14 protein-coding genes, 2 tRNA genes and 3 rRNA genes are annotated in these 21435 nt (G+C 58.7%); 3 read left to right on the top strand and 16 right to left on the bottom strand.

All coding sequences use genetic code 11. The features are described from left to right. Nucleotides 1–103: 103 nt before the first annotated feature. Both mksE and mksF read left to right on the top strand, forming a co-directional pair. Entirely contained in the window at nucleotides 104–805 is a 702-nt protein-coding gene (gene mksE / locus LLJ08_RS04360) for an Mks condensin complex protein MksE (RefSeq protein WP_228208291.1), read from the top strand. Continuing rightward, nucleotides 802–3636, top strand: a complete 2835-nt coding sequence (gene mksF, locus LLJ08_RS04355) for an Mks condensin complex protein MksF (RefSeq protein ID WP_228208290.1) — start codon at nucleotides 802–804, stop codon at nucleotides 3634–3636. The genes mksE and mksF overlap by 4 nt, the downstream gene beginning before the upstream one ends. Nucleotides 3637–3738: 102 nt before the next feature. Here mksF and LLJ08_RS04350 read toward each other — a convergent pair whose 3' ends face one another. The 14 genes from LLJ08_RS04350 to LLJ08_RS04285 all read right to left on the bottom strand — a co-directional run bounded on the left by LLJ08_RS04350 (nucleotide 3739) and on the right by LLJ08_RS04285 (nucleotide 19511). Beyond that, the gene (locus tag LLJ08_RS04350) at nucleotides 3739–6048 is read right to left on the bottom strand and encodes a PqiB family protein (RefSeq protein WP_228208289.1); all 2310 of its coding nucleotides are present in this window, start codon (nucleotides 6046–6048) and stop codon (nucleotides 3739–3741) included. Continuing rightward, nucleotides 6041–6664, bottom strand: coding sequence for a paraquat-inducible protein A (locus LLJ08_RS04345; protein ID WP_042927444.1), 624 nt, complete (start codon nucleotides 6662–6664; stop codon nucleotides 6041–6043). The genes LLJ08_RS04350 and LLJ08_RS04345 overlap by 8 nt, the downstream gene beginning before the upstream one ends. After that, on the bottom strand, nucleotides 6651–7307 hold the full coding sequence (locus LLJ08_RS04340) for a paraquat-inducible protein A (RefSeq protein WP_101277021.1): 657 nt from the start codon (nucleotides 7305–7307) through the stop codon (nucleotides 6651–6653). The genes LLJ08_RS04345 and LLJ08_RS04340 overlap by 14 nt, the downstream gene beginning before the upstream one ends. 450 nt (nucleotides 7308–7757) lie before the next feature. Further along, nucleotides 7758–7873 (bottom strand): 5S ribosomal RNA (gene rrf, locus LLJ08_RS04335). Between the two features lie 133 nt (nucleotides 7874–8006). Beyond that, nucleotides 8007–10897 (bottom strand): 23S ribosomal RNA (locus LLJ08_RS04330). Between the two features lie 253 nt (nucleotides 10898–11150). Further along, nucleotides 11151–11226 (bottom strand) — tRNA-Ala (locus tag LLJ08_RS04325). A gap of 30 nt (nucleotides 11227–11256) precedes the next feature. Further along, nucleotides 11257–11333, bottom strand: a tRNA-Ile gene (locus LLJ08_RS04320). Between the two features lie 91 nt (nucleotides 11334–11424). Next, nucleotides 11425–12961: ribosomal RNA gene (locus LLJ08_RS04315) — 16S ribosomal RNA — on the bottom strand. Together the 16S, 23S and 5S rRNA genes with 2 tRNA genes alongside form the textbook arrangement of a ribosomal RNA operon. A gap of 570 nt (nucleotides 12962–13531) precedes the next feature. Further along, nucleotides 13532–14143, bottom strand: coding sequence for a protein-methionine-sulfoxide reductase heme-binding subunit MsrQ (msrQ, locus tag LLJ08_RS04310; RefSeq protein WP_228208288.1), 612 nt, complete (start codon nucleotides 14141–14143; stop codon nucleotides 13532–13534). Then, on the bottom strand, nucleotides 14143–15150 hold the full coding sequence (gene msrP, locus LLJ08_RS04305) for a protein-methionine-sulfoxide reductase catalytic subunit MsrP (RefSeq protein ID WP_228208287.1): 1008 nt from the start codon (nucleotides 15148–15150) through the stop codon (nucleotides 14143–14145). Before msrP ends, msrQ begins: the two co-directional genes overlap by 1 nt. Nucleotides 15151–15204: 54 nt before the next feature. Further along, nucleotides 15205–16044, bottom strand: coding sequence for a CDP-diacylglycerol--serine O-phosphatidyltransferase (pssA, locus tag LLJ08_RS04300; protein WP_014819285.1), 840 nt, complete (start codon nucleotides 16042–16044; stop codon nucleotides 15205–15207). Between the two features lie 154 nt (nucleotides 16045–16198). After that, a complete protein-coding gene (ilvC, locus tag LLJ08_RS04295) occupies nucleotides 16199–17215 on the bottom strand; it encodes a ketol-acid reductoisomerase (protein ID WP_003303406.1) in 1017 nt (338 codons plus the stop codon). Nucleotides 17216–17292: 77 nt separating this feature from the next. Continuing rightward, entirely contained in the window at nucleotides 17293–17784 is a 492-nt protein-coding gene (gene ilvN / locus LLJ08_RS04290) for an acetolactate synthase small subunit (protein ID WP_003279875.1), read from the bottom strand. 2 nt (nucleotides 17785–17786) lie between these two features. Next, a complete protein-coding gene (locus LLJ08_RS04285) occupies nucleotides 17787–19511 on the bottom strand; it encodes an acetolactate synthase 3 large subunit (protein WP_031298394.1) in 1725 nt (574 codons plus the stop codon). 407 nt (nucleotides 19512–19918) lie between these two features. Here LLJ08_RS04285 and LLJ08_RS04280 point away from each other — a divergent pair, with 407 nt between their 5' ends. Then, nucleotides 19919–20350: a DUF4124 domain-containing protein gene (locus tag LLJ08_RS04280; RefSeq protein ID WP_041016159.1), complete on the top strand. Its 432-nt coding sequence runs from the start codon at nucleotides 19919–19921 to the stop codon at nucleotides 20348–20350. A gap of 42 nt (nucleotides 20351–20392) precedes the next feature. Here the strand turns inward: LLJ08_RS04280 and LLJ08_RS04275 are convergent, their stop codons facing one another. Both LLJ08_RS04275 and LLJ08_RS04270 read right to left on the bottom strand, forming a co-directional pair. Beyond that, complete coding sequence (locus LLJ08_RS04275) at nucleotides 20393–20719, bottom strand: YqcC family protein (RefSeq protein ID WP_041016158.1); 327 nt, start codon at nucleotides 20717–20719, stop codon at nucleotides 20393–20395. Beyond that, the gene (locus LLJ08_RS04270) at nucleotides 20719–21432 is read right to left on the bottom strand and encodes a tetratricopeptide repeat protein (protein ID WP_272877201.1); all 714 of its coding nucleotides are present in this window, start codon (nucleotides 21430–21432) and stop codon (nucleotides 20719–20721) included. The genes LLJ08_RS04275 and LLJ08_RS04270 overlap by 1 nt, the downstream gene beginning before the upstream one ends. Between the last annotated feature and the right edge of the window lie 3 nt (nucleotides 21433–21435).

Below are 21435 nucleotides of genomic sequence, written 5' to 3'. Positions count from 1 at the left end.
TAGGGTGGGCAACGCGCAGCTTGTCCACCTTTGCCAACGCCGAACTCCCCGGTGGAAAAGCCTCTGGCGTTTTCCACCCTACGATTACCTGTGAGCCACGTTTATGAACATCGACCTCAAGGAAATGACCCAGCTGGCGCCGATCTTCCGCGAGCTGTTCAAGGGCTATCACCTGTCCCGCAGCGAGCCGGAGCCCTACGCGCAGCTGTCGAACATGCAGGACCAGTACCGCGCACTGTTCAAGGCGCTCGGCTTCGAGCTGGTCTGCGATCCGCGCGGCTTCTATTACTTCGTCCCCGAGCAGATGGGCGCGCAGGTGAACAAGACCGCCCAGCGCCTGGCACTGTTCACCTTCATCCTCGTCGAGCACCTGGCCGACCAGGGCCGCGATCCGCTGGCCGTGCTCGATGGCGGCAGCCTCGGTCGCGATGAACTGCCGGCGCTGCTGGACAAGTACCGCGACCTGTTCCTGCAGGCCGAAGTCACCACGCAGGAAGAGCTGGAAGAAAAGGTCATCCGCCGCCTGACGCAGCTGGGCTTCGCCGAGGACAGCAACGGCGTCTACCGCTTCCTGCCACCGATGCACCGCTTCCTCGACGTCTGCCTGTCGGTGCAGCAGGACCGCGATCTCGCCGCCAGCCTGCACAGCAGCGACCTGCCGTTACCAGCGCCGGAGCTGATCGCTGAAGACGACAGCGAGGACGACATCATCCTTATCGAAGAGCCGGACGAAGCTCTCGTCGAAGAGTCCGAAGAAGCCGCCCTCGCCCGCGCCATTGCTGCAGAAAAGGAGCTTGAAGCATGAGCCAGGAACGCTACGGCATTCGCCGCTTCGCCCTGCTGAACACCGCCGGCTACAGCCTCGGCATCTTCCCGCTGGAGAACCCGCTGTCGGTCTACGGCGCCAACAACCTCGGCAAGTCCGCTTCGATCAACGCGCTGCAGTTCCCGATCCTGGCGCGCATGTCGGACATGAGCTTCGGCAAGTACAGCCTCGAGCAGTCACGCAAGTTCTACTTCGCCAGCGACACCAGCTACATCCTGGTGGAAGTCATGCTGCCCCACGGCCCGCATGTGATCGGCGTGGCCGGTCGCGGCCCGGGCGGCGGCTTCGGCCACCAGTTCTTCGTCTACCAGGGCTCGCTGGATCTCGACCATTACCAGCAGAACGGCACCTGCCTGCGCCAGCGCGAGCTGTTCGCCAATCTCGAACGCGCCGGCATCAAGGCCTACGAGGCCAAGCCGGATGAACTGCGCCGGCTGCTGGTCGGCGGGCACACCTCAATCCCGTTGGACATGACGCTGATCCCGCTGCGCTCGACCAGCGAGCAGAGCCTGAAGACCTTCCGCGCGCTGTTCATCAACCTGCTGCACATGCGCGAGATCACGGCGGCCAAATTGAAGCAGCTGTTCCTCGATGCCTTCGAGCACAGCCTGCGCTCGGGCAGCGTCGACTACATCGCAGCCACCGAAGAAGCCTTCCGCGACGTGCGCCGCATGGAGCAGGACTACCAGGCACTGGTCGCCGCCGGCCCGCTGGTCGAAGCGCTGGCTTCCGGTGTCGCCCAGCGCGAGCTGCTGCGCGGCAAGCTGCATCGCCTGTCGCCGTTGCTCGACAACCTGCTCGGCACCTGGCACGACTACGCCGATGCACGCAAGGAAGAGCTGGTGATCCAGGCCGAGCACTACCGTCGCGAGCAGGACGGCCTGCAGAATGAACAGCGCGGTTCGACCGGCGAGCTGATGCGGCTGGAGCGCGAGATCAGCGAAGCCCAGCGCTGGCTCGGCGAGCTGGCGGTGCTGAAGAACCGTTTCACCCTGGTGGAGGACGCCCATGTGCTGGAGCAGCAGCTGCTCGCCGCCAAGGACGCCCATGACGAGCTGGCCGGTGCACTGGCGCAGTCCCGCCAGTTCTCCAGCGAGGACCTGGACGAGCGCCTGCGCGACCTGGAAAAGCGCTTGAAGTCGGTCAAGCAGCAGCTCGACCATGCCGACAACAACAGCTATTCGCGTTTGCGCGAGGAGTTTTCCCAGGCCGATGTGGATCGCCTGATGCGCCTGTTCAACGGCCAGCTGTTCAGCCTACCGCTGGGTGAGAAAGGCATCACTGCAGAAGGCGAGGACTGGGTCAAGGCAGTCGAAGCGGTGCTGGATCGCTTCAAGGGCGACACCTTCTCGGTGCCGGGCCTGTCCATCGACCTTTCGCATATCGAACCACCGGCCTTGCAGGCGCTCGCCGACCGCGCCGCCCTGCGCGACCAGAAGGATCGTCTCGAGCGCGAGCTCAAGCAGCTCAAGACCCAGCATGCCGTGGCCGTCGACCGCGCTGCGAGCAAGGCCCAGGCCGAGGCGCTGTACCAGGCCGTGCTGGATGCGCAGAAAGCGCTGGAAGACTTCCGCCGCAGCCAGACCCTGGCCGCAGAAGAGCCGGCAAAGCTGGAGCAGCTGGCCCAGGCCGAGGCAGCCCAGGAAGAACTCAAGCGCACCAGTGACGCCTTCGCCGAGCGCGTCCAGCACCTGTCCGCCAAGCTGCAGCTGGTCGGCCGTCAGCTGGCCGATCTGGAAGCCAAGGAGCGCACGCTGGAAGACGCCCTGCGTCGTCGCCAGCTGCTGCCAGCCAACCTACCGTTCGGCACGCCGTTCATGGATCCGGTGGACGACTCGCTGGACAACCTGCTGCCGCTACTCAACGACTACCAGGACAGCTGGCAGGCGCTACAGCGCGTCGACGGCCAGATCGAGGCGCTGTATGCCCAGGTGCGCCTGAAAGGCGTGGCCAAGTTCGACAGCGAGGAAGATCCCGAGCGTCGTCTGCAACTCTTGGTCAACGCCTACGCGCATCGCCAGGACGAGGCGCTGACCCTGGCCAAGGCGCGCCGTGCCGCGGTCACCGACATCGCTCGAACGCTGCGCAATATCCGTAGCGACTACGAAAGCCTGGAACACCAGCTGGCGCTGTTCAACCGCGAGATCAACAAGCGTCAGGTTTCCAACCTGGCGAGCTTCCGCATCGTGCTGGCGCCGAACAAGGATGCGCTCAAGCATATCGATCAGATCATCCACAGCGCCGGGCAATACGAGGAAGGCGAGACGCTCTCGGTGTTCGATCTGTCCCAGTCTTCCGAACAGGACGCGAAGAACGAGGAAGCCAAGGAGTATCTGGCGCAGCTGGTGGCGGCGAACAACAACCAGCTGGGCCTGAAGGACCTGTTCGAGCTGGCGTTCGAGATCACCAAGGTCGGCGGCCAGCCGGTGATTCACACCGACATCGATGGCGCAGCGTCGAACGGCACCACCATGACCATCAAGGCGCTGACCAACATGTATCTGTTGCTGCACCTGATGGATCGCGAGCAGGCTGGGCGCATCCGCCTGCCCTACTACCTCGACGAGGCGGCGGACATCGACGAGCGCAACCAGCAGGCGCTGATCGAAACCAGCCTGCAGCTGGGCTTCGTGCCGATCCTCGCCTCGGTGAAGCCGCAAGTCTCGGCGCACGTCGCCATCGACCTGGAAGGCGGCAGCGGGCCGGCCGGGATCTACATCGACGAGGCGGACTGGAAATACATCAGCCGCCGCGAACCGGGCGCCAGCCAGGCCACTGCTTCAGCCCAAAGGACCGAAGAACCGGCCTGATCTCCCTGTAATGAAAAGGGCCCCGAGGGGCCCTTTTTCATACACATCCGGATATCGCCGTAGGGTGGACTTCGGCCCACCAACAACGTCCCGGATCGATCGTCACTTGTCACTGGCAGCTCGGCCCAGCTCGATCTTCGGCGCCCAGTCAAACCATTCCTCCTGCGGCTCCTTGAACAAGGCAAAGGTCTGTCCTGGTAAGGCTCGCTGCCCCATGCGTTCGCCATCAGGCGTGGCAAAGGCAACGCCACCCTCGATCAGCGACTCCAGCGAGTCGGTACGCACGCTGGCGCCCTTGAACAGACTGAAGTCGACACCGAACCCACTGGTTTCCCAGAACCGGCTGCCGGTATGCACCAATGCAGCGTAACGTGGCTCGATCAGTACGCGGATCAGCACGCGGTCGGCAGTCTGCCCCAACTCGTAGCCAGTCACCTCGCCGACCTTCACCTCACGGTAGGTGACCGCATTGCCTGGCTTGATCGAACCCAAACGCGCAGCGCTGAGGACCAAGGCGATCCCTTCACCAGCCTTCTGCGGCTCACGCTCCTGGCCCACGAAACGCGCTTGAGCGGCCGCACCTGGTTTGCCGGGAGCAACCTCAAGATAGGGACCGCTGACCAGCGTATCCAGATTGGCGGTGCGCATGATGCCCAGTTCGGGCCGTACCACCCAGAACTGCGTGCCCGCACGAGCGATACGCGACTCTGCGGCGGTAATCCGAGCACGCAGCACGACGTGACCGAGGTCGTCGCTCAGGGTCACACTGTCAACCTCGCCGACCTCCAGCCCCTTGTAGCGGATCGGCGTGCCGGCACCGAGGCCGTCGCCGCGCTGGAGACGAATCTCTATCGAGGTACCGCGCCGTATTGCGCTGTCCCGGTCCTTGTGCAACTTGAATCGGGGCACCTTTCTGGCAGCCGGAGCTTGCGGCTCCGGCGTCTCGAATGCGATGCCCCCGGCCAGCAGGCTCTGCAGCGATTCGCTGCGTACCTCAATACCGGAAAGCCCGCCGGTAAGGGAAATGCCACTGGCATTCCAGAACCGGCTCGAACTGTTCACTAGGCCGGCGTAGGGCTGCTCGATGTGCACGCCAACCACGACCCGCTGCTGGTCGCGCGAGAACTGGTAACTCTGCACGGAGCCAACCCGTACCTGGCGATAGAGCACAGGACTACCGACATCCAGCGAACCGAGGTTGTCCGCCGTCAGTACCAGGTGAAGGCCGGGCGAGCGTATATCCAGCGGTGGTGCCTTGGCGCGTGCGACGAAGTTGCGCCTGGCTTCTGCGCCCTTCTCGCCGGGGCGAACAGCGATGTAATTGCCGCGCACCAAGGCCTCGAGCCCGGAAATACCGGCGACCGATACCGATGGCTTGACCACCCAGAATTGCGTGTCCTCTACCAGATAGTCCTCGAACAGCGGGTCGATGGAGAGTTCGGCCTGCGCGCCGCTGAGGTCGGAATCGATATCCAGCTTCTTCAGCAGACCGACCTGCATGCCCTTGTAGATGACAGGCGTCCGGCCGGCCTGCAGCCCATCGAAATCCTGCAGCGATACGAGCGTCTTGATACCGGCCTGGGCAGCATCGAAATCCTCGTAAAGGCGGAACGGAATGCTCGGGTCGGTCGCAGGGCTGTCCTTGCGGTGAGATGGCGTGGCGAAGGCGATACCGCCGGCGACGATGCTAGCCAGAGACTCCGTACGGAACTTAACCCCCGTCAGACCGGCATCCACGGTGACGCCGCTGGCATTCCAGAATCGCGTGTGTTTGCGCACCAGATGGGCGTACTCTGGCTGGATATACAACTGCACCTCGACGGTACTGTCGTCCTCGGACAACACGTAGTTCTTGACCTGTCCGACCTGGATCTGCCGATAGAACACCGGACTGCCGCGATTCAGCGAGCCAAGGCGCTCGGCTTTGAGCGTCAGGTGCAGGCCGATGCGGCTGTCGGACATCGGCGGCTCTTCCGCCAGCGCAACGAAACGCCGCGTTGTCTCGCCATCAGCAGGGCTGATACCGATGTAGTTGCCCGACACCAGAGTCTCCAGCCCGGTAATCCCGGCTAGCGTCACACTGGGCTTGACCAGCCAGAAGCGCGTGCCGCTGCGTAGATAGCCATCGACGTCCTTGTTCATCTCGATGTCCGCGACAACGACCTGCCGGCGCTCATCGTCGCCTAGACGCAGATCACGCACGACACCAATCGTCATGCCCTTGTAGAGCACCGACGTCTTGCCGATCTCGATCCCTTCGGCACTCTCGAAGACGACCTCGATGTGGATGCCTCGCTCGCTATAGGCCTGCCAGGCGAGCCACGCTCCGATAGCCAGTGCGATCAGAGGCAGAATCCAGATGGCCGACCAGCTGGAGGCAGGGCGAGTATTGGCTTGTGGCAGGTCAGTCATGCTTGTTCCCGGATTCCGTGTTATCCCAGATCAGACGAGGGTCAAATGTAATCGCAGCCAACATGGTCAGGATGACTACGCTGGCAAAGGCTATCGCGCCGAAGCCCGCTTCGACGCTGGCGAGGCTGCCGAAATTGACGATCGCCACCAGAATGGCGATGACGAAAATATCGAGCATGGACCAGCGTCCGATCCACTCGATAAAGCGAAAAACCAATATCCGTTGGCGCGGCGACATTGGATGGTGGCGCTGTACTGAAAACAGCAACATCGCGATTCCAACAAGTTTGAACGTGGGAACCAGAATGCTGGCGATGAACACCACGGCGGCTATTGGAAACATGCCGTGCTTGGCCAAGGTCACGACGCCAGACATGATTGTGTCCGGCGTGCCACTGCCCAGCATGCGTACCGTCATGATCGGCAGCAGGTTCGCCGGCAGGTAGAGCAGAGCTGCAGTGATCAATAGCGCCCAGGTTCGAACGATGCTGTTGGGTCTGCGCATATGCACGCGTGCACCGCAGCGGACGCATCGCTGATCACGCTGACCGGCGTCCGCCCGGTTGAGCTGATGGCACTCGTGGCAAACCATCAACCCAGCATCAGCGGCGCGCATCGCGGCGCTCCGACAACGCTTGCCAGACCTGGTGCGGCGACATCACCAACTCCAGCCAGACCTGAACGACCAGCAGACCGGCAAAGCACGCCAGCCCGATCCCCAGGCTGAGTTCGGCCATGTCCCTGAGTTTGATGATCGACACCAGAATGCCGAGCAGGTAAACCTCCAGCATCCCCCATTCACGTAGATGGTGATACGTCCGGTAGAGCAGCATGCCCAATGGCTTCGCCTGATCGACCGCAATGCAGAGCAATACAGCCAGCTGGCAAAGGAGTTTAAGTAGCGGCACAGCCATGCTGCAGAGAAACACCACCACGGCGATACCTTGCATGCCGCTGTTATACAAACTGAGCACACCACTCCAGACCGTATCGTCAGTAACCCGGCCGAGCAGATTCAGTCTCATGATGGGTAGGAAGTTGGCCGGGAAGTACAGCAGCAACGCAGCGAGCACCAACGCCAGCCCAGGTCCGACGATTCGATGCCGCAAGCGAAACAACTCACAACCGCAACGAGGGCACTCAGCAACCTCGCCGAGATTGAGGTTCGGCTTGAGCATCAGCAAATCACATTCAGGGCAAGCGACTAACTGGTCAAGCGGAACCTCATCAAGCCCTGGCGTAGCAGCCGATTCCGGCATAGCAAATATCCGAGCAAAGCACTCATTCTAAACGAGCGGCACACGCCGCTGTGAGCTGTCAGTCGGACGAAGACGACGACACTCAGTAGCAGTGAACGACCGAGTGGGACTATCGATATGTTGTCGTTGGCACCCGATCTGCTGGGTGCCTACTCATAGCCACCAGAGGGCAAACCGGCCCGCGGCTTGTCGCGCAACCGTTCGTCAACAGAAAACGGCAACGGCTGATTTCAGCATCGACGCAATCCGAAGGCATGACCACGACTCTTGATAGATCGCAGGCAGACACGCTCCAGAACAAGTCCTGCGCGGCCTCGGCCTGCCCCGCACTATTCGGCCATCCCTTCTACACGCCGAGCCGGAAGCAGCCCTGGCTGTCTCGATAGATATTTCTTCAGCCCAAAAGCAAACCCCCGACCAGCTTACGCGGGTCGGGGGTTTGGGAAAGGAGCTTGACGATGACCTACTCTCACATGGGGAGACCCCACACTACCATCGGCGATGCGTCGTTTCACTACTGAGTTCGGGAAGGGATCAGGTGGTTCCAACGCTCTATGGTCGTCAAGCAATTCAGTTGCTGCCTCGGGGTTTAGCCGCTGCAGCCAATCGGGTATGTGATGAATTGGTATTGCGTGTTCGTGCAGATTTTCGGTCTGTTTGTCGACTTTCCGTCTAACAGCCAAATTGTTTGGGTGTTATATGGTCAAGCCTCACGGGCAATTAGTATTGGTTAGCTCAACGCCTCACAGCGCTTACACACCCAACCTATCAACGTCGTAGTCTTCGACGGCCCTTCAGGGAGCTCAAGGCTCCAGTGAGATCTCATCTTGAGGCAAGTTTCCCGCTTAGATGCTTTCAGCGGTTATCTCTTCCGAACGTAGCTACCCGGCAATGCCACTGGCGTGACAACCGGAACACCAGAGGTTCGTCCACTCCGGTCCTCTCGTACTAGGAGCAGCCCCTCTCAAATCTCAAACGTCCACGGCAGATAGGGACCGAACTGTCTCACGACGTTCTAAACCCAGCTCGCGTACCACTTTAAATGGCGAACAGCCATACCCTTGGGACCGGCTTCAGCCCCAGGATGTGATGAGCCGACATCGAGGTGCCAAACACCGCCGTCGATATGAACTCTTGGGCGGTATCAGCCTGTTATCCCCGGAGTACCTTTTATCCGTTGAGCGATGGCCCTTCCATACAGAACCACCGGATCACTAAGACCTACTTTCGTACCTGCTCGACGTGTCTGTCTCGCAGTCAAGCGCGCTTTTGCCTTTATACTCTACGACCGATTTCCGACCGGTCTGAGCGCACCTTCGTACTCCTCCGTTACTCTTTAGGAGGAGACCGCCCCAGTCAAACTACCCACCATACACTGTCCTCGATCCGGATAACGGACCAGAGTTAGAACCTCAAAGTTGCCAGGGTGGTATTTCAAGGTTGGCTCCACGCGAACTGGCGTCCACGCTTCAAAGCCTCCCACCTATCCTACACAAGCAAATTCAAAGTCCAGTGCAAAGCTATAGTAAAGGTTCACGGGGTCTTTCCGTCTAGCCGCGGATACACTGCATCTTCACAGCGATTTCAATTTCACTGAGTCTCGGGTGGAGACAGCGCCGCCATCGTTACGCCATTCGTGCAGGTCGGAACTTACCCGACAAGGAATTTCGCTACCTTAGGACCGTTATAGTTACGGCCGCCGTTTACCGGGGCTTCGATCAAGAGCTTCGCTTGCGCTAACCCCATCAATTAACCTTCCGGCACCGGGCAGGCGTCACACCCTATACGTCCACTTTCGTGTTTGCAGAGTGCTGTGTTTTTAATAAACAGTCGCAGCGGCCTGGTATCTTCGACCGGCATGGGCTTACGTAGTAAATACTTCACCCTCACCGGCGCACCTTCTCCCGAAGTTACGGTGCCATTTTGCCTAGTTCCTTCACCCGAGTTCTCTCAAGCGCCTTGGTATTCTCTACCCAACCACCTGTGTCGGTTTGGGGTACGGTTCCTAGTTACCTGAAGCTTAGAGGCTTTTCCTGGAAGCATGGCATCAACCACTTCGCTTTCTAAAAGAAAGCTCGTCATCAGCTCTCGGCATTAAGATCCCGGATTTACCTAAGATCTCTGCCTACCACCTTAAACAAGGACAACCAACGCCTTGCTGGCCTAGCCTTCTCCGTCCCCCCATCGCAGTAACTAGAAGTACGGGAATATTAACCCGTTTCCCATCGACTACGCTCTTCAGCCTCGCCTTAGGGACCGACTCACCCTGCGTCGATTAACGTTGCGCAGGAACCCTTGGTCTTTCGGCGTGCGAGTTTTTCACTCGCATTGTCGTTACTCATGTCAGCATTCGCACTTCTGATACCTCCAGCCAGCTTCTCAACTGACCTTCACAGGCTTACAGAACGCTCCTCTACCGCTCAACTTGCGTTGAACCCGTAGCTTCGGTACCTGGTTTGAGCCCCGTTACATCTTCCGCGCAGGCCGACTCGACTAGTGAGCTATTACGCTTTCTTTAAAGGGTGGCTGCTTCTAAGCCAACCTCCTAGCTGTCTAAGCCTTCCCACATCGTTTCCCACTTAACCAGGATTTTGGGACCTTAGCTGACGGTCTGGGTTGTTTCCCTTTTCACGACGGACGTTAGCACCCGCCGTGTGTCTCCCGTGCTGACACTTGCTGGTATTCGGAGTTTGCATCGGTTTGGTAAGTCGGGATGACCCCCTAGCCGAAACAGTGCTCTACCCCCAGCAGTGATACACGAGGCGCTACCTAAATAGCTTTCGAGGAGAACCAGCTATCTCCGAGCTTGATTAGCCTTTCACTCCGATCCACAGGTCATCCGCTAACTTTTCAACGGTAGTCGGTTCGGTCCTCCAGTCAGTGTTACCTAACCTTCAACCTGCCCATGGATAGATCGCCCGGTTTCGGGTCTATTCCCAGCGACTAGACGCCCTATTAAGACTCGCTTTCGCTACGCCTCCCCTATTCGGTTAAGCTCGCCACTGAAAATAAGTCGCTGACCCATTATACAAAAGGTACGCAGTCACCTAACAAAGTAGGCTCCCACTGCTTGTACGCATACGGTTTCAGGTTCTATTTCACTCCCCTCTCCGGGGTTCTTTTCGCCTTTCCCTCACGGTACTGGTTCACTATCGGTCAGTCAGTAGTATTTAGCCTTGGAGGATGGTCCCCCCATATTCAGACAAAGTTTCTCGTGCTCCGTCCTACTCGATTTCACTTCTAAGACCTTTTCGCGTACAGGGCTATCACCCACTATGGCCGCACTTTCCAGAGCGTTCCGCTAAAATCAAAGAAGCTTAAGGGCTAATCCCCGTTCGCTCGCCACTACTAAGGGAATCTCGGTTGATTTCTTTTCCTCAGGGTACTTAGATGTTTCAGTTCCCCTGGTTCGCCTCACACACCTATGTATTCAGTGTGTGATAACCATCTTATGATGGCTGGGTTCCCCCATTCAGACATCTCCGGATCAAAGTCTGTTTGCCGACTCCCCGAAGCTTTTCGCAGGCTACCACGTCTTTCATCGCCTCTGACTGCCAAGGCATCCACCGTATGCGCTTCTTCACTTGACCATATAACCCCAAGCAATCTGGTTACTGTCTATAACGTGAAGACGACATTCGCCGAAAATTTGCATAGAGAACACGCAAATTTTACCTTGACTTGAATAATCACCAGTGAAAGTGACCACTCAAATCTACTTCTATCACATACCCAAATTTTTAAAGAACAGTTCTGGCGCAAAGACCAGAAATCAATACCCTCACACATCACAGGATGCGTAAGCAGCACTCATTTCTGAGCTTTCAGCGATTTTCGAGTTAATGGTGGAGCCAAGCGGGATCGAACCGCTGACCTCCTGCGTGCAAAGCAGGCGCTCTCCCAGCTGAGCTATGGCCCCATCTACAGATCGGCCACATCCCATGACAATTGGTGGGTCTGGGCAGATTCGAACTGCCGACCTCACCCTTATCAGGGGTGCGCTCTAACCAACTGAGCTACAGACCCAATCGTCTCTCTCGGGTCGAAACCCAATCGCTTTTCGCTAGTGAATCAAGCAATTCGTGTGGGAGCTTATGAAGAAGCTGAAGTCTTCGATTAAGGAGGTGATCCAGCCGCAGGTTCCCCTACGGCTACCTTGTTACGACTTCACCCCAGTCATGAATCACTCCGTGGTAACCGTCCCCCCGAAGGTTAGACTAGCTACTTCTGGAGCAACCCACTCCCATGGTGTGACGGGCGGTGTGTACAAGGCCCGGGAACGTATTCACCGTGACATTCTGATTCACGATTACTAGCGATTCCGACTTCACGCAGTCGAGTTGCAGACTGCGATCCGGACTACGATCGGTTTTATGGGATTAGCTCCACCTCGCGGCTTGGCAACCCTTTGTACCGACCATTGTAGCACGTGTGTAGCCCAGGCCGTAAGGGCCATGATGACTTGACGTCATCCCCACCTTCCTCCGGTTTGTCACCGGCAGTCTCCTTAGAGTGCCCACCTTAACGTGCTGGTAACTAAGGACAAGGGTTGCGCTCGTTACGGGACTTAACCCAACATCTCACGACACGAGCTGACGACAGCCATGCAGCACCTGTGTCAGAGCTCCCGAAGGCACCAATCCATCTCTGGAAAGTTCTCTGCATGTCAAGGCCTGGTAAGGTTCTTCGCGTTGCTTCGAATTAAACCACATGCTCCACCGCTTGTGCGGGCCCCCGTCAATTCATTTGAGTTTTAACCTTGCGGCCGTACTCCCCAGGCGGTCGACTTAATGCGTTAGCTGCGCCACTAAGATCTCAAGGATCCCAACGGCTAGTCGACATCGTTTACGGCGTGGACTACCAGGGTATCTAATCCTGTTTGCTCCCCACGCTTTCGCACCTCAGTGTCAGTATTAGCCCAGGTGGTCGCCTTCGCCACTGGTGTTCCTTCCTATATCTACGCATTTCACCGCTACACAGGAAATTCCACCACCCTCTGCCATACTCTAGCTTGCCAGTTTTGGATGCAGTTCCCAGGTTGAGCCCGGGGCTTTCACATTCAACTTAACAAACCACCTACGCGCGCTTTACGCCCAGTAATTCCGATTAACGCTTGCACCCTTCGTATTACCGCGGCTGCTGGCACGAAGTTAGCCGGTGCTTATTCTGTCGGTAACGTCAAAACACTAACGTATTAGGTTAATGCCCTTCCTCCCAACTTAAAGTGCTTTACAATCCGAAGACCTTCTTCACACACGCGGCATGGCTGGATCAGGCTTTCGCCCATTGTCCAATATTCCCCACTGCTGCCTCCCGTAGGAGTCTGGACCGTGTCTCAGTTCCAGTGTGACTGATCATCCTCTCAGACCAGTTACGGATCGTCGCCTTGGTGAGCCATTACCTCACCAACTAGCTAATCCGACCTAGGCTCATCTGATAGCGCAAGGCCCGAAGGTCCCCTGCTTTCTCCCGTAGGACGTATGCGGTATTAGCGTTCCTTTCGAAACGTTGTCCCCCACTATCAGGCAGATTCCTAGGCATTACTCACCCGTCCGCCGCTGAATCAGAGAGCAAGCTCTCTTCATCCGCTCGACTTGCATGTGTTAGGCCTGCCGCCAGCGTTCAATCTGAGCCATGATCAAACTCTTCAGTTCAATACTGCTTGGGTTTTGAGAAAACCCTAAACTTGGCTCAGCAATCGCAAATCTCTTTACAAGTAAAGAGTAACTCTCGAATAAACGAGTGTTGCTTTGTGATGCTGATAATCTATCTGACCATCAGTCTTACATTCACAAGCACCCACACGAATTGCTTGATTCAGTTGTTAAAGAGCGTTTCGATAAAGTCTTTCGTCTCAACCGAGGCCGCGCATTCTACAGCAGCCTTGTTACCTGTCAAGCTGTTTTTGAAGAAGTTTTTCTTTCTTCTCAACCGCTTGCGCTTCAGATCAACTTGCGTCTCTCGTCAGCGGGAGGCGAATCATACAGCGTTCAAAACCGCTGTCAACCACCTCTTTCAACCGCTTCCGATCAACCCGACCGAAGCCGCCAACAGGATGCAACTACCACCCTGCCAGCCCGGCGCATTCTACTCGAATCCGCCATCCGTGCAACCCTTTTATTTCGCTAACCTTTTGATTTACAAGAGGTTTTGCCTAAGGACTGCGCCGGAAGTGGTGCGCATTATAGGAGCCTGAAAATCAACGTCAACCGTTTATTTCAGTTTTATTCACCCCTACCTTTTCGGCTGCGCACTGACGCGAGAGTCTTAGTCACCGCTGGAACACGCAGGAAAAACAGCGCCATTGCAATACCCGCATAGAGAAACCAACGGGCCGCGTCGGCCCGAACGACCCAGAGCATATGCAGCAACGCAAGAATGACAATGAGATAAACCAACCTATGCACTTTCTTCCAGCGCTTACCAAGCCGACGCATGCTCCACCGGGATGATGTCATCGCCAAGACGGTCAGTCCGACAAACCCTAGTCCACCGACCAGAACATAGGGGCGTTCGCGCATTTCCTCGCCCAAACGAGAAAACTCGCCACCCAATAAGAAGTATAGATAACCACTCAGGTGCAGCAGTGCATAGGTGAAACACCACAGTCCGAGCTGACGTCGGACGGCAAGCCAGCCACCCCATCCAGTCAGCCGTTGCATCGGAGTCATCGAAAGCGTCAGAAGCAGCAAAACCAGCGCACCTTCACCGAGATTATCGACCAGCACCTTGCCTGGGTCAGGACCAAGCGCGAACTGCCAGCCCAGATACAGCCAATACAACGGCAAGCTCGCGGCGCAGGCGAAAACCGCCGGCCGCCACACGGGGTAGCGCATCAATAGTCCTTACTGAGATCCATCGAGCTATATAACCCCGCGACTTGCTCCGCGTAGCCGTTGAACAGTTGGGTGTCCCGGAGGTTTGTGCTGAACAGGCTTCCTGGGAGCCGGCGCTCACGAGCTTGCGACCATCGCGGATGCGAAACCTTCGGGTTAACGTTGGCGTAGAACCCATATTCCTGCGGCGCCATCGACTGCCAGGTCGTAATCGGCTGCTCGCGCACGAAGCTGATGCGTACAATCGACTTGATGCTCTTGAAGCCGTACTTCCAAGGGACCACCAGCCTCAGCGGCGCCCCATTCTGGTTAGGTAGCGTACGGCCATACATCCCGACTGCAAGCAACGTTAGCGGATGCATGGCCTCATCCATTCGCAACCCTTCGACATAGGGCCAATCGATCAGCCCAAACCCGGAGCGGGTTCCGCGCATTTCCTCCGACCGGTACGCCGTTTCGAAACGAATGAACTTCGCAGAGGAATGCGGTTGGGCCTTGCGAATCAGATCGGCCAAAGGAAATCCCAGCCACGGGATGACCATTGACCAGGCTTCAACACAGCGAAGCCGATAGATGCGTTCCTGGAGTCGGCTTTCCGAGCACAGTTCCTCAAGAGCGTAACGCCCAGGCTGATCGACCTCACCGTCGATCAACACCGACCAAGGCTCCACTTTCAAAGTCGAAGCATGACGCGCCGGATCACCTTTATTGGGGCCAAATTCGTAGAAGTTGTTGTACTGGGAAGCGTCCGCAAATGGCGTGATGGCTTCGCCGTCAGGGACCACTGCTTGCCAACGGGCGCTGGCGAGCTTGTCGGTGAACCATTTCGGTGCTGGCGCCGATGTAACGCCAGGATAACGCTCGGAAGCTTTAGCGAGAGCTGGCAATCCGGCGGCAGCCCCCGAAAGCATCACCCCACCAAGAATCTGCCGACGGCTCAAGTAAGCAGCCTCGGTCGTTACCTCTGACTCACGGCACTCGCCGGAGGCGGGAATCTTGATAAGCATGGGTTGCTCCGCGTATTGACTCCGATGGAGCAATACGCGCAGCCGAGTTGAAAATCAACCCTCGACACGCTTGCGGCGGCGCAACTGCATCAGGTACTGCACAGGGCCGGACGCCGCATACGCCAGGAAGATCAACAGTAGAATGCGGGGCGGATCACTGAATACGACAGCGAACACGAGCACTACTATCAGGATAGCGACGAAAGGTACGCGCCCTTTCAAATCGAGATCCTTGAAGCTGTAGTACTTGATATTGCTGACCATCAACAAACCTGCGGCCGCGACCATCAGCGCGAACAGCATGACCAATATGAGCGGCAGATCGACTCCGCGAATACCAACCTCATCCAGTGCCCAGACAGCCCAGACCCAACCGGCGACTACTCCCGCCGCAGCCGGGCTAGCCAGACCAATGAACCAGCGCTTGTCCACCTTACCGATCTGCGTATTGAAACGCGCCAGACGCAGAGCGGCGCAAGCGACATATATGAAGGCGACGGTGAGACCAACATTACCCAGTTCGGACAATGCCCACTCGTACGCCAGCACTGCGGGGGCCAGACCAAAGGCAACCATGTCCGACAGCGAATCGTACTCGGCACCAAATGCGCTTTGGGTATTGGTGAGACGAGCCACGCGCCCATCCAGACTATCGAGCACCATGGCGACGAACACCGTGGCGGCGGCCACGTAGAAGTTGCCGTTAATCGCGGTGATGATCGAAAAAAAACCAGCAAAAAGGTTGGCGGTGGTGAACAGGTTGGGCAGCAGATAGATGCCACGATGACGAACCTTGCGCCCATCAGGCTCTTGGGTCTCCTCGACATGCTCGTCGATCGGCAGAATGCTTTCTGGCTCGACTGGCTTGTTCGGCTCTTCGGGTTGTCCACTCATGCGCATTCACCTTCTACAACAGGTTACGGATAGATTTCGACCAGTCTTGGAGACTTGGGGTTCAGCCTGGCCAAAGCCGGGTTTTATACCAGAAGCCTGGCAGGCCGAACGAAAAAACGCGGCCGAAGCCGCGTTTTCTCGAGCAGTAGAACGATCAGTTCTTGCTCTTGTCGACGATCTTGTTCGCCGCGATCCAAGGCATCATTGCACGCAGCTTCTCGCCGACCACTTCGATACCGTGCGCCGCGTTGTTGCGACGGTAGGCAGTCATGGACGGATAGTTGGCAGCGCCCTCGGTGATGAACATCTTGGCGTACTCGCCGTCCTGAATGCGCTTCAGGGCATTACGCATGGCGGCGCGGGACTCGGCGTTGATCACCTCAGGGCCGGTCACGTACTCGCCGTACTCGGCGTTGTTGGAGATCGAGTAGTTCATGTTGGCGATGCCGCCTTCGAACATCAGATCGACGATCAACTTCAGCTCGTGCAGGCACTCGAAGTAGGCCATTTCCGGCGCGTAGCCAGCCTCGACCAGAGTTTCGAAGCCGGCCTTGACCAGCTCGACGCAACCGCCACAGAGAACAGCCTGCTCGCCGAACAGGTCGGTTTCGGTTTCGTCCTTGAAGGTAGTCTCGATGATGCCGGTACGGCCACCGCCGACACCGCAGGCGTAGGACAGCGCGACGTTGCGGGCATTGCCGGAAGCGTCCTGGTAGATCGCGATCAGGTCAGGGATGCCGCCGCCCTTGACGAACTCGGAACGCACAGTGTGGCCCGGCGCCTTGGGAGCAATCATGATCACGTCCAGATCGGCACGGGGCACGACCTGGTTGTAATGGATCGAGAAGCCGTGGGCGAAGGCCAGAGTAGCGCCCTGCTTCAGGTTCGGCTCGATTTCGTCCTTGTACAGGCGGCCCTGGAACTCGTCCGGGGTCAGGATCATCACCAGGTCGGCAGCAGCAACCGCGGCCGGCACGTCGCTGACCTTCAGGCCATGGGCCTCGGCCTTGGCAATGGACGACGAGCCCGGGCGCAGGCCGACGGTGACGTCGACGCCGGAATCCTTCAGGTTGCACGCGTGCGCGTGGCCCTGGGAGCCGTAACCGATGATGGCGACCTTCTTGCCCTGAATGATCGAGAGGTCGCAGTCTTTATCGTAAGAAACCTTCATGAATTACCCCTGTTGCCGGCCTCGTGGGCCATTCGATAAAACGTTACTGACTGGAGAGACGACGCGTCCGCCAGCCGTTAGATACTCAGCACCTTGTCACCGCGGGAAATCCCGGTGACGCCACTGCGCACAACCTCCAGGATCGAAGCAGTGCCAACGGCCTGGATGAAACTGTCCAGCTTGTCACTGGTTCCGGCCAACTGAATCGTATAAACGCTGGTGGTCACGTCGACGATCTGCCCGCGGAAGATATCGGTGGTGCGCTTGACCTCGGCGCGTTGGGCACCGGTGGCCTTGACCTTGATCAGCATCAGTTCACGCTCGATATGAGCGCTTTCCGACAGGTCGACCAGCTTGACCACCTCAACCAGCTTGTTGAGGTTTTTGGTGATCTGCTCGATCACCTCCTCGTGGCCTACCGTGGTTAGCGTTAGACGCGACAGGGTCGGGTCTTCGGTCGGCGCCACGGTGAGGCTTTCGATGTTGTAGTTGCGTTGCGAAAACAGGCCGACCACACGAGACAGCGCACCCGGTTCGTTTTCCATCAGCAGGGAAATGATGTGTCTCATGATCAGGTCCGCTCCGTCTTGCTCAGCCACATGTCGCGCATCGCACCGTCTTTGATCTGCATCGGATAGACATGCTCAGCGGTATCGACCGCGATATCCAGGAAGACCAGGCGATCCTTCATGGCGAACGCCTCTTCCATCATCGGCTTGAGGTCCTTGAGGTCGGTGATGCGCATTCCCACGTGACCATAAGCCTCGGCCAGCTTGACGAAGTCTGGCAGCGACTCCATGTAGGAGTGCGAATAGCGGCTGTTGTACACCATGTCCTGCCACTGGCGAACCATTCCCAGCGCACCGTTGTTGAGGTTGATGATCTTCACCGGCAGGTCGTACTGCAGGCAGGTGGACAGCTCCTGGATGTTCATCTGGATGCTGCCCTCACCCGTCACCACCGCGACATCGGCTTCGGGGAAGTTCAGCTTCACGCCCATGGCTGCAGGCAGACCAAAGCCCATGGTGCCGAGGCCGCCCGAGTTGAGCCAACGGTTGGGCTTGTCGAACTTGTAGTACTGGCAGGCGAACATCTGGTGTTGACCGACGTCCGAGGCTACATAGGCGTCGCCCTTGGTCACTTCGCAAAGCACCTCGATGGCGGCCTGAGGCTTGATGATCGAACCATCGCCCTTGTCGTAGGGGAACAGCCCGCGGTTGCCGCGCCACTCGTCGATCTGTTTCCACCAGCTGGCGACCGTCTCGGCATTCGGCGTCTGACCGATTTCCTTGACGATGGCGACCATCTCGGTCAGCACACTGTCGACCGGACCGACGATCGGAATGTCGGCCTTGATGGTCTTGGAGATCGACGCCGGATCGATGTCGATATGGATGATCTTGGCGTTCGGGCAGAATTTCGCCGCACCATTGATGACGCGGTCATCGAAGCGCGCACCGACCGCCAGGATCACGTCGGAATGGTGCATGGCCAGGTTGGCGGTGTAGCTGCCGTGCATGCCGAGCATGCCGACGAACTGGCGGTCACCGCCCGGATAGCAACCCAGGCCCATCAGGGTGTTGGTCACCGGCAGGTTGAGCATCTTCGCCAGCTCGGTCAATTGCGCCGAGGCCTTGCCCAGGATCACGCCGCCACCGGCGTAGATGATGGGCCGCTTGGCTCCCAGCAGCAGTTCCGCCGCTTTGCGAATCTGGCCCGAATGTCCACGCACGGCCGGACTGTACGAACGCAGCTTGGCCTTCTTCGGATAGACGTACTCGAACTTCTCGGCCGGGTTGGTCATGTCCTTCGGAATGTCGATGACAACCGGCCCTGGACGCCCGGATTCGGCGAGATAGAACGCCTTTTTCATCACTTCGGGGATTTCCGAAGGATGCTTGATCATGAAGCTGTGCTTCACGATGGGCCGGGAGATACCGATCATGTCGGTTTCCTGGAAGGCATCGGTGCCGACCATGGTGCTGGGCACCTGACCGGAGATGACCACCATCGGGATCGAGTCCATGAAGGCGGTGGCGATACCGGTGATGGCGTTGGTCGCCCCTGGTCCGGAGGTCACCAGCACCACGCCGGCCTTGCCGGTCGCGCGCGCATAGCCATCGGCCATGTGCGTGGCGGCCTGCTCGTGACGAACCAGGATGTGTTCGATGGCCTTTTCCTTGAAAAGCGCATCATAGATATGCAGAACGGCACCGCCCGGGTACCCGTAGATGTACTTAACGCCTTCGTCACGCAGGGAGCGGACGACCATTTCAGCGCCGGATAAGAGTTCCACGTTGTTCACCTCTGAAACGCCAGATAGCGATTCCAAGTCGGAGCCGCCAGAAATAGGTTTACTGCCAGCAGGGCATGAGCGACGGTGGTCGCCGACTACGTCAGCCACTGACTGAGCCAGTATTGGAAGAGACCCTGGTGTCGCGGGCTCTCCACCCAGCGCGAGGTAACGCGTTGCGGGTGATGCAGGTCGGCGCGGGTAGCACCTCATGTCTGTCTAGACTGAGCCGGTATCGCTTGCGGCGAGGCGACTCAGGACAGCAAGCCTCGAATTGTTCGGATTCAGCACCAGCAAGTCAAGCTCGCCGTTGTGTTTGGGCAGCGTTGAGCTGTGACAGGGTGCAGAAGCGGCGCTCCGGCTTTTGGGTATAGTGACTGCCGGTTTCCGATTCCAATGAAGGTAACGACATGCGATTCATGTTTCTTGCGGGCGGCTTGGTACTGGCGCTTTGCGGCAACGTCATGGCCGCCCAGGTATACAAGTGGGTAGACGCCCAGGGGGTCACGCACTTCGGCGCGCAACCGCCGCAAGGGCAGCAGGTGGAAACCGTCAACACCGTCACCGCGCCGGCAAAATCGACCACGATGCCAGCCCCCGTCGTCGAGGACGAAACCGAGGTCGACCAGCAGAGCGTCGATCGCAAGGTGAAGCGCCAGGTCGCCGAGCAAGAGGCCGAACGCAAGCGCTATTGCGAGACGATGCGCACCAACCTCGCGCAACTGCAAAACAATCCGCGGGTACGTGTCGAAGAGAAGGGTGAAACCCGGCGAATCACCGAAGAGGAGCGGCAGGCAAGGATCGCAGAAACACGCGACAAGATCGCCGAAAACTGCAACTGATACCGCATCTTTAGGTATTGCGCTGGCGGCGCGCCAAGCCGCTCAGCGCGAAGGCGCCTCGATCAACGCATCGAAAGCACGCAGTGCCTCGAGCAAACTGACTACCCGCGCCTCCCGATAGACCAGCTCTGCCATCGCACAGATGCCCGACGCCTGCGGCAGAGGATGATCCGCCTCGACAATCGCCTTCATCCGCGGCAGGAATATCCACTGCAGCCATTGTTCGAAGCGCAGCGTATCCACGCAAAACGGCTCGACGCTGGCCAGAGCCTCCGGCGCCGGCGGCTCGACGCTCCACATGTCAAGCGTGCGCAGCTCGCGCTCGATCAAAAGCAGCTGCTGCGCGACTGCCGGTAGGCGCGGATCCATCACAGATTGACCTTGGCCCGTTCACGAGCCTGCGCGGCACCGGCACTGTCGCCCCGCCGCTCGCGTGCCTGCGCAATCAACTCCCAGAGGCTGGCCTGCAGCGCCGGGCGCCCGCTGGCATAGCTCAATGCGCGGCGCGACAGCTGCTCCGCCTGAGTGGCATCCCCCTGCGCCAACCGGACCTGGGCCAGACGATAAAGGACCTGCGGCTCGCGCGGCGCAATACGCTGCGCACGTTCGAGACTGGAAGCCGCACCATTCAGGTCACCACCGCCCTGCTGCTGTTGAGCCGTAGTCAACAGCGCGAGCACAGGGCCATCCAGCTGCTCGTCGGCGGCCAGGCCGCTGCTGCTGCCGGAGGACGGGATACCGGTGGGCATGCTCGGTTGCTGCTGCGTGCTGGCCGGCGCCGAGATTGACGGTGCCGGCTGCCACGCAGGCTGATCTCCGCCTGTCGTTCCACTCGACCCGGCAAAGGGTGCATCTGGCGCGGCGAACGTCTCAAGCGGTGCAGAGCTGCCTTGCGGCACCATCACCACCACCCCAGAATCCTCCTGCTGCTGCCTTGGCGTCGCGACCGCGGCTGACGCGCGGTATCCCTGGCGAGCCGCCACCTCCTCGGAAACGGGAGCGCCAGAGTCCACCACGGGGATCGACCCACGATCCACTGTCGCGCACCCCTGTACCAGCGTCACCGCTGCAACAACGGCCATCCA

Origin of the sequence: Stutzerimonas chloritidismutans (assembly GCF_020783375.1) — a bacterium.
GTDB classification, from domain to species: Bacteria; Pseudomonadota; Gammaproteobacteria; order Pseudomonadales; family Pseudomonadaceae; genus Stutzerimonas; species Stutzerimonas kunmingensis.
The sequence above is the reverse complement of the archived record's forward strand: the minus strand, read 5'-3'. Positions and strand labels throughout refer to the sequence as shown.